Raw genomic sequence first — 14526 nt, 5'->3', positions numbered from 1 at the left:
AAGGTCGCTCAACAGCCCATGCCACACATCGCTTCCATCGGGACCTACCTCCCGTGCTGGGGAACACCCCGGCACCGGGTGGCGGGCGACGACGAGGATGCGATCACGATGGCGGTCGAAGCCGGCCGCGCGGCGCTGGACGCCGGTGGAGCGGTCGAGCGGGTGGTGCTGGTCAGCCGTGACCTGCCGCCGGTGGAGAGCAGCAACGCCGCGGTGCTGCTGGCCGGCCTCGGACTGGACCCGGAGCTCGAGGTCGACGAGCGGTTGGGCGGGGCCCCCGCCACGCTCGACGCGGTGAGCTCGGCACGGCCCCGCTCGCTGATCATCGGCGTCGACCTGGATCCCGCGGGCGCCGCGGCGATCCTGACCGCCGACCACGGCAGGAAGGTGCGCACCGCTGCCCGGGTGGCCCGCAGCCTCCCCGTTCGCACCCGCAACGCGGTCGGGGTGGTGCATGACTACGGAGATCCGCGGCTGCTGCACGAGCGGGGCTTGCTGGCATCGCTGTCGGCAGCGTGGTTGGACACGCCCGTCGCGGTCGCCGGCGTGGAGTACGACAAGGTGACGGAGCTGTGTGCGGGCACGCCGCCACATATGCCGACTTATGGAGCAAGTGCGGGATTATTCGCGCTCGCAAGCCTTACCGAGTCCGATACCATTGGCCCCTTGGTTGCGGTCGAGCAGGCAAGTCTTTCCGGGATCACGGTCGCAGGCGGCGAGGCTCAGGTGAATCGACGAGAACCGGCGGCACGTCCGTTGCCGGACGGCGCCGTCACCCCCGGCGCGGATCTGCCGATCTCGCTGGCCGCCTACGAACGCGCCTTCGAAGCCAAAGTTCGTTGGGAAGCAGGCAGATACGCCGGCAGCGATCAGCTCGACTTCCCGCCGCGGTACCGGGTCGGCGAGGATTGCTCGCTGCGCACCGACTACGAGCTGGTTCCGCTGCCGAAGACGGGAACCGTCTACACCGAAGCCACCGTGCGGATCCCGGTGCCCGGCCTGCGGTCGCCGTACTCCCTGGTGATCGTCGAGCTCGACGGGGTGACGGTCCGGGCGTTGGTCAAGGTGACCGGTGCGGCCCCGGGTTCGGTGGACATCGGTGACCGTGGCCGGCTGGCGCTGCGCCGGATCGCCGTGCGCTCCGGTGTGCCCGACTACGGGTATGCCTTCGAACCCGACGCCGCATCGTCGCGCGAGTCGCTGTGCGACCGCTCCGCGGGAGCGGCATGAGGAAGGTCGCCGTCGTCGGCGCCGGAATGACGCCGTTCGCCGAGCATTTCGCCTTCGGCATCAAGGATCTCCTGGCGATGGCCTTCGCCGACTGTGCCGCCAGCGTCGACAAGGGCATGTCCAATGCCGACCTCGACGCCGCCTGGTTCGGCGCGATGGGAACGACGGACGGGTTCCCGGCCGGCATCCTCGCCGACACCCTCGATCTGCACGAGCTGCCCGTCACACATGTCGAGAACTCCTGTGCCACGGGCAATGACGCCGTTCGCAACGCCCTGTACGGTGTCGCATCGGGTGCGGCCGACGTGGCACTGGTGATGGGTGCGGACAAGCTGCGGGAGGTGGCGACCAAGGACATGCTGTGGGGCTGGGAGGCGATGACCCGCGACATGGCGTGGGACCACCCGCTGGGTCTGGTCGCGCCCGCCGGCTTCGCCCTGCACGTCCGGCGCTACCTGCACGAGTCGCCTGCGACGCGCGAGCACCTCGCGATGATCGCCGTCAAGAACCACCGGCACGCCGTCGACAATCCCAAGGCCCGGTTGCGCTTCGAGATCACCGTCGAGCAGGCGATGTCCGCGCCGATGGTGGTGGATCCGTTCGGCGTCTACGACTGCGCACCGCAGAGCGACGGGGCCGCCGCACTGGTACTGGCGGCCGAGGACGTGGTGGACCGGTTCACCGACCGGCCGGTGTGGATCCGCGGAGTCGGCCTGGGGCTCGATTCGGTGATGTACCCGCACAAGCCGGACATGACGACATTCCCCGCGACCGTGCGGGCGGCCAAGCGGGCGTTCGGAATGGCGGGACTGACACCGGCCGACGTGGACGTCGCCGAGGTGCACGACTACTTCACCGGCATCGAACTGATCAGCTACGAGGACCTCGGGTTCGCCGATCGCTTCGAGGCCCACAAGCTCGTCGAAACCGAGACGACGACCGTCGGGGGAGCACTGCCGGTCAATCCGAGCGGTGGGCTGAAGGCGAAGGGACATCCGCCGGGAGCCACCGGTGTCGCGCAGTGTGTCGAGATATTCGGTCAGTTGCGCGGGGAGGCGGTCAATCAGGTGGACGGTGCACGGATAGGGTTGGCGCACAATATCGGTGGCCCGACGGCGGTATCGGCGGTCACCATTCTGGAAGGACCCGGATCCGATGGCTGAACGGTGGACGACAGGGGTGAACCTGGGGCGGGCGTCGGCGCCGATGCAGGCGGTCGGCGGCCTGTTCGCGATGTTCGCCGATGCGATCCGGTTCATCTTCCGCCGGCCGTTCCAGTGGCGCGAGTTCCTGGAGCAGTCCTGGTTCGTGGCCCGGGTGTCGCTGGCGCCCACGCTGCTGGTGGCGATCCCGTTCACCACCCTGGTGTCCTTCACGCTGAACATCCTGTTGCGCGAGCTGGGTGCGGCGGACCTGTCGGGGGCGGGCGCGGCGTTCGGCGCGGTGACGCAGTTGGGCCCGCTGGTGACGGTGCTGATCGTGGCCGGTGCCGGCGCGACGGCGATGTGCGCGGATCTGGGCTCGCGCACCATCCGCGAGGAGATCGAGGCGATGGAAGTGCTGGGCATCAACCCGGTTCAGCGACTGGTGACGCCGCGCATGCTGGCCTCGGGTCTGGTCGCGCTGCTGCTCAACAGCCTGGTGGTGATCATCGGCATCCTCGGCGGCTACGTTTTCTCGGTTTTCGTCCAGGACGTCAATCCCGGCGCCTTCGCCGCCGGGATCACGCTGCTGACCGGTGTCCCCGAGGTGATCATCTCGTGCGTGAAGGCCGCGCTGTTCGGGCTGATCGCCGGCATGGTCGCCTGCTACCGCGGCCTCACGATCACCGGTGGCGGCGCCAAGGCGGTCGGTAACGCGGTCAACGAGACGGTGGTGTACGCGTTCATGGCGCTGTTCGTGATCAATGTGGTGGTCACCGCCATCGGCATCCAGATGACGACAGGCTAGACATGGGAACACTGACCACGCTGCGGGCCACGTACCCGCGCATCGCCCGGCAGTTCAGCCGGCCCGTGGGAACGCTGAGCCGCATCGGCGACCACACCATGTTCTACGGCCGCGCGCTGGCGGGCACCCCGCACGCGACGGTGCACTTCCGCAAGGAGATCATCCGGCTGATCGCCGAGATCTCCATGGGCGCGGGCACCTTGGCGATGATCGGCGGCACCGTCGTGATCGTCGGATTCCTGACCCTGGCCACCGGCGGCGTGCTGGCGATCCAGGGCTACAGCTCGCTGGGCAACATCGGCATCGAGGCGTTGACGGGCTTCCTGGCGGCGTTCATCAACGTGCGCATCGCCGCACCGGTGGTGGCCGGAATCGGATTGGCCGCCACCTTCGGAGCCGGGGTCACCGCGCAGCTCGGCGCCATGCGCATCAACGAGGAGATCGACGCGCTCGAGTCGATGGGCATCCGTCCGGTCGAGTACCTGGTGAGCACCCGGATCGTGGCCGGGATGGTCGCGGTGACACCGCTGTACGCGATCGCGGTCATCCTGTCCTTCGTGGCCAGCCAGTTCACCACGGTGATGCTGCTGGGGCAGTCGGGCGGGCTGTACTCCCACTACTTCGACACGTTCCTCAACCCGATCGACCTGTTGTGGTCGTTCCTTCAGGCCATTTTGATGGCGATCTCGATCCTGCTGGTGCACACTTACTTCGGCTATTTCGCGTCGGGGGGGCCGTCGGGGGTGGGTAACGCCGTGGGCAATGCCGTGCGCACCTCGCTCATCGTCGTGGTGTCGGTGACCCTGCTGGTGTCGCTGTCGGTCTACGGTTCCAACGGCAACTTCAACCTGTCGGGTTAGGGGGATCATGGCGCAGAGCAACACCGGCGGCCGGAACTACGCCGCCCTGGCCGGACTGGGCACCCTCCTGGTGTTCGGACTCATCATCGCTCTGGCGATCGGCCTTTTTCGTGGCAGTTTCACCAGCACCGTGCCGGTGACGGTGATCGCCGACCGCGCGGGCCTGGTGATGAATCCCGAGGCCCGGGTGAAGATGCGCGGCGTCCAGGTCGGCCAGGTGTCCTCGATCGAGGAACGCGCCGACGGAAAGGCCGTGCTGCACCTGGCGATGAATCCGGACCAACTGAAGCTGATCCCGTCGAACGTTCTCGTCGACATCGCCTCCACCACCGTGTTCGGCGCCAAGTTCGTGGAGATGGTGCCGCCGCCCGATCCGGAGCCGACGCGGCTGGCGGCCGGTCAGGTCATCGAGAACCGGCACGTCACCGTCGAGGTGAACACGGTGTTCCAGCAGCTGGTGAACGTGCTGGACAAGATCGACCCGGCGAAGCTGAACGAGACGCTTGGCGCGATCTCGTCGGCGTTCAACGGACGCGGCGAGCAGTTCGGTAAGACCCTCGTCGACTTCAACGCGCTGCTCGCGGAACTCGAGCCGAGTCTGCCGAACCTGTCGCGCGACGTCGAGGCCTTGGTGCCGACGCTGACCGCATACGCCGATGCGACACCGGATCTGCTGTCGACCATTCAGAGCACCACGTCGGTGAGCAATTCCATCGTCGACCAGCAGCAGAACCTCGACGCCTTCCTGGTCAGCAGCATCGGTCTGGCGGACATCGGCAACGAAGTGGTCGGGGGCAACCAGCAGGCGCTGGCAGATGTTCTCCATGAACTGGTACCGACGTCCGAGCTGCTCAACGAATACCGCGAGTCGATCTGGTGCGGCGTCGGTGGCCTCATTCCCTTCGCGAAATCCGCGCCGCAGTACTCGGGCATTTTCGTCAACGCCGGCCTGACCCTCGGCGTCGAGCGCTACCGGTACCCCGGTGACCTGCCGAAGGTCGCGGCCTCCAGTGGCGGCGCCGACTTCTGCGAGGAACTCGGACTGCCCGAGCAGCCGGCCGAGTTCCGGCCGCCTTTCATCGTCGGCGATGTCGGCGCCAACCCCGCCAAGTACGGCAACGCCGGCATCCTGCTGAACTCTGAGGGACTCAAGAACTGGCTCTACGGACCACTCGACGGCCCGCCTCGCAACAGCGCACAGATCGGGATGCCGGGATGACGAATTCGGTGTCGACGTTCGTCAAGCTGATGATCTTCGCGATCATCTCGGTGCTGCTGACCGCCTTCGTGTTCCTCGTCTTCAGCGATACCAGAACCGGTGCGAGCAGCGAGTATTCGGCCGTCTTCACCGACGCCTCCCGGCTGAAGACGGGCGACACGGTCAGGATCGCGGGTATCCGCGTCGGCACGGTCAACGGCGTCGAACTACAGCCCGATCGCAAGGTGCTGGTGACCTTCGAGGCCGACCGCAGCACCCAGCTGACCACCGGCACGAAGGTCGCGATCCGGTATCTCAACTTGGTGGGAGACCGCTACGTCGAACTGCTCGACACGCCGGATTCGACGAAGATCCTGCCGGTTGGGTCGCAGATCCCCGAGGACCGCACTGCGCCCGCGCTCGATCTGGATCTGCTGCTGGGCGGGCTGAAGCCGGTCATCCAGGGGCTGAACCCACAGGATGTCAACGCGCTCACCGGATCTCTGGTGCAGATCCTGCAGGGCCAGGGCGGCACGTTGGAATCGCTGTTCAGCAAGACCTCGTCGTTCACCAACTCGCTGGCCGACAACAACGAGGTGATCGAGCAGCTGATCACCGAACTGCGCACGGTGCTGGACACGCTGTCCAAGGACGGCGACGAATTCTCCGGGGCGATCGACAAACTCGAGCAGCTGATCTCCGGACTCGCCCAGGACCGCGACCCGATCGGCACGGCCATCGAGTCGCTGGACAACGGGACGACCTCGCTGGCCGACCTGCTCGGTCGCGCCAGGTCCCCGCTGGCAGGCACCGTCGACCAGTTGCACCGGCTGGCTCCCGTGCTCAACACCGACCTGGAACGGCTCGAGGCCACGATCCAGCGGCTCCCCGAGATCTATCGCAAGCTCGCACGCGTCGGGTCGTACGGGGCCTTCTTCCCGTACTACATCTGCGGTGTCACCTTCCGCGCGAGTGATCTGGAGGGCCGCACGGTGGTGTTCCCCTGGATCAAACAAGAGACCGGAAGGTGCGTGGACGAGTAATGCTCAAATATCGCGGCCCGCAGCTCGTCCGGGCAGGGTTCATCGGCGTGGCCGTCATCGTCCTCGTCATCGTCGTCGGGCTGCAGCCCGAACGGCTGATCTCGTGGGGAACCGCGCTGCGCTACCAGGCGCTCTTCACCGAGGCCGGTGGGCTGGTGAGCGGCAACGACGTGACCGTGTCGGGCATCAAGGTCGGGTCGGTGTCGTCGATCGAACTCGACAACGGCGACGCGCTCGTCAATTTCACGATCAACAGCAAGTACGCACTGGGTTCGGACACCACCGCCCACATCCGTACCGGCACCCTGCTCGGTGAGCGCGTGCTGACGCTGGAGTCCGAGGGCAGCGGCACGCTGTCGCGCGACCAGGTCATCCCGACCAGCCGGACCACCTCGCCGTATTCGTTGACCGACGCCGTCAGCGAGCTGACCGCCAACACCCGGGACACCAACACCCAGGCCCTCAACCAGTCGCTCGACACCCTCGCGCAGACGCTCGATCAGGTGTCCCCCCAGCTCGGCCCGACCTTCGACGGACTCTCTCGGGTGTCGGAGTCGCTCAACAACCGCAACGAGAGCCTGGCCGAACTGCTGCGCACCGCAGGCGATGTGACGCAGATCTTCTCCGAGCGCAGCAGCCAGGTGAACGCGCTCATCCTCAACGCCAACGACCTGCTGGCGGTGCTCGACGAACGGCGCTATGCCATCACCAGCCTGCTGGCGAGCATCTCCGCGGTGTCCCGGCAGCTGACCGGAGTGGTCGCCGACAACGAGAACGAACTGCGCCCGACGCTCGAGCAGTTGAACACTGTCACCGCGATGCTGGAGCGCAACCGCGACAGCCTGGCCAAGATGCTGCCCGGCGCCGCTAAGTACTACCTGACCCAGGGCGAGATCGTCTCCAACGGCGCGTACTACAACGCGTTCGTACCGAACCTCATCTTCGGCCAGCTGCTGCAGCCGTTCCTCGACTACGCATTCGGGTTCCGCCGCGGTGTGAACGCCGGGCAGCCACCGGACGCCGTGGGACCGCGCGCCGAGCTCCCGTTCCCCGTCAACGGCATTCCCCAGCCAGGAGACCTCCCCGATGATGGCAACCCGTAAGCGCCTCGCGGCCTGGACCGCGATCCTGCTGGCCGTCGTCCTGGTGGCCGGCGGAGGCTATCTCGTCAAGAAGGCATTCTTCGGCCCCACAAACATCAACGCGTACTTCTCGACGGCCACCGCCATCTACGCCGGGGACGAGGTGCGCGTGGCCGGGGTCAAGGTCGGCAAGATCGAGGCGATCACCCCGGAGGGCACGCAGACCAAGATCAGCATGAGCATCGACCGCGGCGTCCCGATACCGGAGGGCGCGAAAGCGGTGATCGTCGCCCAGAACCTGGTTGCCGCGCGGTATGTGCAACTCACCCCTGCCTACCGGAAGGGCGACGGGCCCACGATGCCGGACGGCGGCGTGATCCCGCAGAGCCAGACCGCGATCCCGGTGGAGTGGGACGAGGTGAAGGACCAGCTGATGCGGCTGGCCACCGAGCTGGGGCCGGACAAGGGCGTGGACGGCACCTCGGTGTCGCGGTTCATCGACAGCGCGGCCAGCGCGCTCGACGGCAACGGCGAGAAACTGCGCACCACCCTGTCCCAGTTGTCTGGCGCGGCAAGGATCTTCGCCGAAGGCAGCGGCAACATCGTCGACATCATCAAGAACCTGCAGATCTTCGTCACCGCGATGCGGGACAGCAAGCAGCAGATCGTCCAGTTCCAGAACCGGCTGGCGAGTCTGACCAGTGTCCTGGACGACAACAGGTCCGATCTCGATGCGGCGCTGTCGGACCTGTCGGTCGCCATCGGTGAGGTGCAGCGCTTCGTGGCAGGCAGCCGGAACCAGACCTCCGAGCAGGTGCAGCGGCTGGCGAATGTGACCCAGGTGCTGGTGGACAACCGGTTGGCGCTGGAGAACGTCCTGCACATCACTCCTAACGCGATCGCGAACTTCGAGAACATCTACTTCCCGAACAGCGGTGCGGTCACGGGCGCCTTCGCCTTCAACAACTTCTCCAACCCGACGCAGATCATCTGCGGCATGATCGGCGCCGTCGCCAACGTCAGTGCGCCGGAGACCGCCAAACTCTGCGCGCAGTACCTCGGGCCTGCCGCGCGGTTGCTGAACTTCAACAACATCCCGCTACCGATCAACGCCTACCTCAGGCCGGCGATCGATCCGAAGCGGATGATCTACACCGATCCGAAGCTGGCGCCCGGCGGCGCCGGGCCCGGCGATCCACCCGAGCCGCGACCGACCGTCTCCGCCTACACCGGCGCAGGCGACATCCCGCCGCCCCCGGGCTGGGGCGCACCGCCGGGACCGCCGGGGATCTATCAGCCCGACCGCGACGCACCGGCCATCCCGTCACCAGCGCTGTACCCGGGTGCACCGATACCTGCGCCGCCGACGATCATCTCCAACATTCCGGTGCAGTCACCGTCGGTCGACGCGATGCTGCTGCCTGCAGCCCCGCCGGGCTCGACGGTCGACGACGCCGCTCCGGCGCCGGCGCCGAACACGCCACTGCTGCCCGCGGAAGGAAACCCGCCATCATGACCCGCCATGTCCCGATGCGGCGAGCCGCGATCGCGTCGTGCGCGGTGCTGACGCTGTCAGCCTGCTCGTTCCAGGGCGTCAACTCACTGCCGTTGCCCGGAGCGGACGGTCGCGGGCCAGACGCCGTCAGCTATCAGGTGGAGGTGCCCAATGTGGGCACCCTGGAGTCGAACTCGCCGGTGCTGATCGACGACGTCGTGGTGGGCAGCGTCGGGAAGATGACGGTCAAGAACTGGCATGCCGACGTGGAGATCTCGGTGAAGCCCGACGTGGTGGTGCCCGCCAACGTGGTGGCCACCGTGGGGCAGACCAGCTTGCTGGGATCCATGCACCTCGCCCTCAACACCCCGCTGGGAGAGAGCCCGCAGGGACGGCTGCAGCCCGGCACCACCATCCCGCTCACCGACTCGTCGACCTACCCGTCCACCGAGCGCACGCTGTCGTCGCTGGCCGCGGTCGTCAACGGAGGCGGACTGGGCCAGATCGGCGACGTGATCCACAACGCCAGCCGCGCGCTGTCCGGGCGCGAGCCGGAGATCCGCGAACTGCTCACCCGCCTCGACGACTTCGTCGGCACGCTCGACGCGCAGCGGGACAACATCATCGCATCGATACAGCAACTGAACCGGCTGGCCAGCCGGTTTGCCGGACAGCGCGACGTCATCGATCGCGCCCTGAAGGACATCCCGCCCGCCCTCGACGTGCTGATCAAGGAGCGGCCGACGCTCACCACCGCGCTCGAGAAGTTGGGCACCTTCAGCGACACCGCGACCACCCTGGTGAACAACGCCGGCGACGATCTGGTCACGAACCTGAAGAACCTCGAGCCGGCGCTGACCAGGATCGCCGACATCGGGCCGGACCTGAACCTCGCGCTGCTGTGGGCGACCGCGTTCCCGTACGGACCGACTTTCGCCGACCGGATCACCAAGGGCGACTACATCAACCTGTACGCCACCTTCGACCTGACCTATCCGAAGTTCAAGCGGTCGCTGCTGCTGGGCACCCGCTGGGAAGACCAGGAGGCCAAGCTCATCCCGGCCCCGGGCGACCCGTACTACCTGAACTACTCCTACGATCCGATGAGCATCGGTGTGGCTCCGCCGCAGCGTGATTCGCCGGATGCACCGGCCGCACCCGCGGGCGAGGTGGGTGAGGTGGCCGAGGTGGCGCCGATGCCCACCGTCGCCGAACCGCTGCTCCCTGTCACGCCGCCACCGCCGGCGAATCCCTGGGCACCGTCGGCGCAGACCATTCCGCCGGGTCAGATCTTCGCGGGGCCGTTCGGCGCCGCACCACCGCCTCCAGCGGCGCCGGCGCCGGCGCCTGCCGAAGCCGTCCCGCCGATCTCGGAAGGTGGCTGATGCTCACCCGGTTCGTACGGACGCAGCTGATCATCTTCACCATCGCCTCGGTGGTGGGGGTGGGGGTGATGGTGTTCGCCTACATGCAGGTGCCGACCCTGCTCGGAATCGGCCGCCTGGCCGTCACCCTCGAGCTGCCGGCCGGCGGCGGCCTCTACCAGTTCAGCAACGTGACCTACCGCGGTGTTCAGGTGGGCAAGGTGACCTCGGTGAATCTGACCGAAAACGGCGCCGAGGCGATTCTCTCGTTGGAGACATCGCCGAAGATCCCCGCCGATCTCGAGGCCGAGGTGCGCAGCGTCTCGGCCGTCGGCGAGCAGTACGTCGATCTACGGCCCCGGACTGACTCCGGCCCTTACCTGACCGACGGATCGCGAATCTCGGTGCGCAACGCCGCGATTCCGCAACCGGTCGGGCCGGTGCTCGACCAGCTCAGCTCGCTGGTCGAATCCATTCCGGGAGACCGTATCTCCGATCTGCTCGACGAGGCATTCAAGGCCTTCAGCGGTGCGGGTCCGGACTTCCAGTCCCTGCTCGACTCGGCGGCCAAGTTGTCGACGGATGTCCGGGGTGTCTCCGGCGAGACGCGCACCCTAGTCGACGATGCCGGGCCGCTGCTCGAATCCCAGGCGGAGACCACGGATTCCATCCGGACATGGGCCCGCAGCCTGGCCGGCGTCACCGCTCAACTCGAGCAGAACGACCCGGAGATCCGCACCACGCTGGAGCGCGGTCCTGGCTTCGCCCAAGAGGTCAGCGCACTGCTCGAGCAGGTGAAGCCGACCCTGCCGATCCTGCTGGCCAACCTCACCACGGTGGGACAGGTGCTGGTCACCTACAACAAGTCGCTCGAACAGTTGATCGTGATGTTCCCGGGAATCATCGCGGCGCAGCAGTCATTCGGCCTGCCCAACAAGAACCCGACCGGCCTGCCGTTCGCCGACTTCGCGCTGACGATCAGCGACCCGCCGCCCTGCACGGTCGGCTTCCTGCCGCCGTCGCAGTGGCGTTCCCCGGAGGACGAGACGTCGATCGACACGCCCGACGGCCTGTACTGCAAGCTGCCGCAGGACTCCCCGATCAACGTCCGCGGTGCGCGCAACTATCCGTGCCAGGCCCATCCCGGCAAGCGCGCCCCGACCGTCGAATTGTGCAACGATCCGCGGGGATTCATCCCGCAGGTGATCCGTCAGCACTACACCGGGCCGTACGCGTTCGATCCGAACCTGATCAAGAACGGCCTGCCGCCCCACGACATCGTGGACTTCAACGAGCGGATCTACGCTCCGGTGCAGGGGACCCCATTGCCGCCGGGTGCGGTGCCTTCGGGCACGCCTCCCGGCGCGTTCACCCCGCAGCCGCCGCCGGGCGCGTCGCCACCGGATGCGGTGTCCGCACCCGTGGGGCCCGCACAGCCCGCGCTGCCACAGGCCCCGGTGCCACCACCGCCGCCGGCAGGCAACTCGCTCAACGGAACCCCGATCGCTCCGCCACCGGCCGCACCGCTGCCCCCGGCGCTACCGCCCGCGGACGGCGCCGTCCCGGCGACCCCGAGTGCGTTCGACGGTGAGGGCCCTGCGGTGGCGTTCCAGCGCTACGACCCGCGCACCGGCGGCTACCTCACCGCCGACGGGCAGATGCGGACGCAGACCAACCTCGTCGGAGCGGACAAGTCGTGGAAGGACATGCTGCCGAGCTGATGTCGCCCGTGGAGCCGCCGCACGTCGCGGCGGTTCTGCGGCGAAGGCGGGCCACGGCGGCGCGCCCGCGTTCAGCTGCTGATGCGCTCGACCCGCACGGGCAACTCGAAGTCGAGAACCGCGTTGCGGCCACATGATCCGCTCGGTGACTTGGTGAGATTGCGGCCCATCAGGAAGTCGGCAGAGTAGATGCGTTCCTCGTTGATCGGGTCCCAGCCCATGATGATGAACGTCTGCCGGGCACGCGCGAACGTGCCGTCGGGGCACGGCGCCCACTTCGGGATGTCGTGCTCGATGAACCAGAAGTCGTCCAGGCGGGCCGATCCGGTCCAGCCGATGCTGCTGGTCACCGTGCCCGTGCATTCGATCGGACTGACGCAGCTGGTGTTCACGGTCCAGGTCTGGGTCTCACTCGGCACGTCGAACAGGACTTCGTCGCGCCTGGCCCATTCACCATCGGAGAACACCCGGTAGGTGCCGTTGAGACCGTAGGTCTTGGCATCCGCCGTGGGCGCAACGGCCAGGCCGCCGCACAGGGTGGCCACGGACATCGCCATGGTGCCGAGCACTCGGTCTACGCGCATGGCCACCAGCATAATTCGTCGCTGGAGCTGGGCTCTCCGAAAGCGAGAATTTGGTTACTCCCTGTGTGAAGATGATCTGATGCGATCGATCGTCGCGGTACTTGCTGCGTGGGCGACTCCGGTGGTGGCGGCGGCGACCCTGATGGCGCCGCAGGCAGCGGCACAGCCGCAGATCCCCCCGCCGGTACCGCCGGCCGGGGCGCCGTGCAACAACCCCAACTGCACACCCGGTATCGCACCCAACATCGTGCTCGGCTCCTACTGCAACAACAGCACCTACTACGCGTTCGGCGTGACGTCATGGGGCCGCCTGGTGTTCTGCGGCTCAGCCCGGCGGTACGAACCCCGCTGGTTCCGGTCACCCGAGATGCACGGGGTGAAGAATTTGTACGACCTGTGCCCGGAGTTCGTCGGCGAGGTCGCCCAGGCTCCGGACGGTCTGTTCCTCACCTGTGTCGCGATGAACAACCGCGCCTACTGGGAGCGCGGCGACCTGCCGCTGCGCGGAACCGAATAGCGCCGCCGCCCCCTGAAAGGGGCAGCGGCGCCATCGATCACGACACCGGCGTGTACTTGATGTTGATCTCCGTCAGGCCACGGAGGATGAACGTGGGCTCGTACTCGTAACGGCGGGCATCGGCCGGCCCGTGCTTCTCCTCGTCGATGGTGATGTCGGCCATCCGGTCGAGGATCCGCTCGATGGAAACCCGGCCCTCGACACGGGCCAGCGGCCCGCCCGGGCAGGAGTGCACGCCGCGCCCGAAGGCGATGTGCTCGCGGACGTTCTTGCGGTCGAGGTGGAACTCGTGCGGATCGTCGAAGCGGTTCGGATCGCGATTGACGGCGCCCGGACAGACCATCACGATGGTGCCGGTCTTCACCTCGGTGTCGCCGACCTTGGCCGGCCTCTTGGCGAGCCGGAACTGACTCTTCACCGGGGCGTCCATCCGCAGCGACTCCTCGACGAATGTCGGGATGCGGCTGCGGTCCTCGCGCAACGCCTGCTGGATCTCGGGATGGTCGCCGAGCACCCGCATCGAGGCGGACAGCAGCTTGGTGGTGGTCTCCTGTCCGGCGGCGAACAGGAACGTCGCCGAACGGGCCACCTCGATGAGCTCCGGCGTGGACCCGTCCGGGTACTTCGACGTCGCCAGCCCGGTCAGGACGTCGTTGCGCGGATTCTTCCTGCGGTCGGCGAGGTAGGAGATGAACTTGTCGTCGAGCCACTCGAGCGGGTTCAGGCCGACGTTGGCGCCATCCAGCCGACCGACCTGGGTCTCCGGCCGCGGGGCGCCCAGCACGTTGCGGAACTCCTCGTGGTCCTCCTCGGGGACACCAAGGAGGTCGGCGATCACCAGCAGTGAGAACGGTTTGGCGTACGAGGACAGGAACTCGCACGAGCCTGCCTCGATGAAGTCGTCGAGCACCTCGTCGGCGAGGCGCCACATGAAGTCCTCGTTCTCCTTGAGGCGCTTGGGGGTCAGCAGCCGGTTCAGCAGCGACCGGGCGTCGGTGTGTTCGGGCGGGTCCATGGTGACCATGTGCTCGAACATGGGCAGCTGCGACCGGTTGGCGGCGATCTGCGCGGTCAGGTCGTCGCCCTCCGGGGTGAACGGCAGGGGCGGGAACGGCCCGCCGAGCGCGATGCAGGAGGAGAAGGTGTCGCTGTCCTTGAGGACCGAGTTGGCCGCCTCGTAGCCGGTGATGGCCAGCACGCCGTAGTGCGGCTCGGGCTGGACAGGGCACTTGCTGCGCATGTGGTCGTAGTACGGGTGCGGATCGGGCACCAGCGACGGATCGGTGAAGTAGTCGATGGTGTCGAAGTCGGTCATCTGGGGGCGTCCCTTCGAGAAACTGAACACTGCGTTGGCGCGACAGGGAGTCGGCGCTCTGGGCTGAAAGTGCTGAGCATCTGCTTAGCATGCCGTAGGGTCGTGGTCAAGGTCACAGCGCCCGACGGCGGCTACTATCCCGGTGTCCACCAGTCATTCCGACGGAA

General features: G+C 67.3%; 13 protein-coding genes. 11 read left to right on the top strand and 2 right to left on the bottom strand.

Annotation, left to right across the window (positions count from 1 at the left end; all coding sequences use genetic code 11):
* The first annotated feature begins 18 nt into the window (after positions 1 to 18).
* The 10 genes from H7I41_RS26115 to H7I41_RS26070 are packed head-to-tail and all read left to right on the top strand — an operon-like array spanning position 19 to position 11943.
* Positions 19 to 1230: an OB-fold domain-containing protein gene (locus H7I41_RS26115; RefSeq protein WP_264015531.1), complete on the top strand. Its 1212-nt coding sequence runs from the start codon at positions 19 to 21 to the stop codon at positions 1228 to 1230.
* The gene (locus H7I41_RS26110; RefSeq protein ID WP_264015530.1) at positions 1227 to 2393 is read left to right on the top strand and encodes a thiolase C-terminal domain-containing protein; all 1167 of its coding nucleotides are present in this window, start codon (positions 1227 to 1229) and stop codon (positions 2391 to 2393) included. The genes H7I41_RS26115 and H7I41_RS26110 overlap by 4 nt, the downstream gene beginning before the upstream one ends.
* Entirely contained in the window at positions 2386 to 3180 is a 795-nt protein-coding gene (locus H7I41_RS26105; RefSeq protein WP_264015529.1) for an MlaE family ABC transporter permease, read from the top strand. Before H7I41_RS26110 ends, H7I41_RS26105 begins: the two co-directional genes overlap by 8 nt.
* A 2-nt stretch (positions 3181 to 3182) precedes the next feature.
* Positions 3183 to 4040, top strand: a complete 858-nt coding sequence (locus H7I41_RS26100) for an MlaE family ABC transporter permease (RefSeq protein ID WP_264015528.1) — start codon at positions 3183 to 3185, stop codon at positions 4038 to 4040.
* A 7-nt stretch (positions 4041 to 4047) separates the two neighbouring features.
* Positions 4048 to 5259 (top strand): MCE family protein, encoded by a 1212-nt coding sequence (locus H7I41_RS26095; protein WP_264015527.1) that lies wholly within the window; start codon positions 4048 to 4050, stop codon positions 5257 to 5259.
* Positions 5256 to 6281 (top strand): MCE family protein, encoded by a 1026-nt coding sequence (locus tag H7I41_RS26090; RefSeq protein WP_264015526.1) that lies wholly within the window; start codon positions 5256 to 5258, stop codon positions 6279 to 6281. The genes H7I41_RS26095 and H7I41_RS26090 overlap by 4 nt, the downstream gene beginning before the upstream one ends.
* Positions 6281 to 7384, top strand: a complete 1104-nt coding sequence (locus H7I41_RS26085) for an MCE family protein (RefSeq protein ID WP_264015525.1) — start codon at positions 6281 to 6283, stop codon at positions 7382 to 7384. The genes H7I41_RS26090 and H7I41_RS26085 overlap by 1 nt, the downstream gene beginning before the upstream one ends.
* Entirely contained in the window at positions 7368 to 8879 is a 1512-nt protein-coding gene (locus H7I41_RS26080) for an MCE family protein (protein ID WP_264015524.1), read from the top strand. Before H7I41_RS26085 ends, H7I41_RS26080 begins: the two co-directional genes overlap by 17 nt.
* The gene (locus tag H7I41_RS26075) at positions 8876 to 10243 is read left to right on the top strand and encodes an MCE family protein (RefSeq protein ID WP_443735567.1); all 1368 of its coding nucleotides are present in this window, start codon (positions 8876 to 8878) and stop codon (positions 10241 to 10243) included. Before H7I41_RS26080 ends, H7I41_RS26075 begins: the two co-directional genes overlap by 4 nt.
* The gene (locus H7I41_RS26070; protein WP_264015523.1) at positions 10243 to 11943 is read left to right on the top strand and encodes an MCE family protein; all 1701 of its coding nucleotides are present in this window, start codon (positions 10243 to 10245) and stop codon (positions 11941 to 11943) included. The genes H7I41_RS26075 and H7I41_RS26070 overlap by 1 nt, the downstream gene beginning before the upstream one ends.
* 71 nt (positions 11944 to 12014) lie before the next feature.
* Here H7I41_RS26070 and H7I41_RS26065 read toward each other — a convergent pair whose 3' ends face one another.
* The gene (locus H7I41_RS26065) at positions 12015 to 12527 is read right to left on the bottom strand and encodes an Rv2253/PknI dimerization domain-containing protein (protein WP_264015522.1); all 513 of its coding nucleotides are present in this window, start codon (positions 12525 to 12527) and stop codon (positions 12015 to 12017) included.
* 79 nt (positions 12528 to 12606) lie between these two features.
* Between H7I41_RS26065 and H7I41_RS26060 the strand changes: the two genes are divergently transcribed.
* Positions 12607 to 13044 (top strand): hypothetical protein, encoded by a 438-nt coding sequence (locus H7I41_RS26060; protein ID WP_264015521.1) that lies wholly within the window; start codon positions 12607 to 12609, stop codon positions 13042 to 13044.
* A gap of 37 nt (positions 13045 to 13081) precedes the next feature.
* On the opposite strand, the gene H7I41_RS26055 is transcribed toward H7I41_RS26060, so the two are convergent.
* Positions 13082 to 14359, bottom strand: a complete 1278-nt coding sequence (locus H7I41_RS26055) for a cytochrome P450 (RefSeq protein ID WP_264015520.1) — start codon at positions 14357 to 14359, stop codon at positions 13082 to 13084.
* Between the last annotated feature and the right edge of the window lie 167 nt (positions 14360 to 14526).

The organism is [Mycobacterium] manitobense (assembly GCF_025821665.1).
Taxonomy (GTDB): Bacteria; Actinomycetota; Actinomycetes; order Mycobacteriales; family Mycobacteriaceae; genus Mycobacterium; species Mycobacterium arseniciresistens.
The sequence above is the reverse complement of the archived record's forward strand: the minus strand, read 5'-3'. Positions and strand labels throughout refer to the sequence as shown.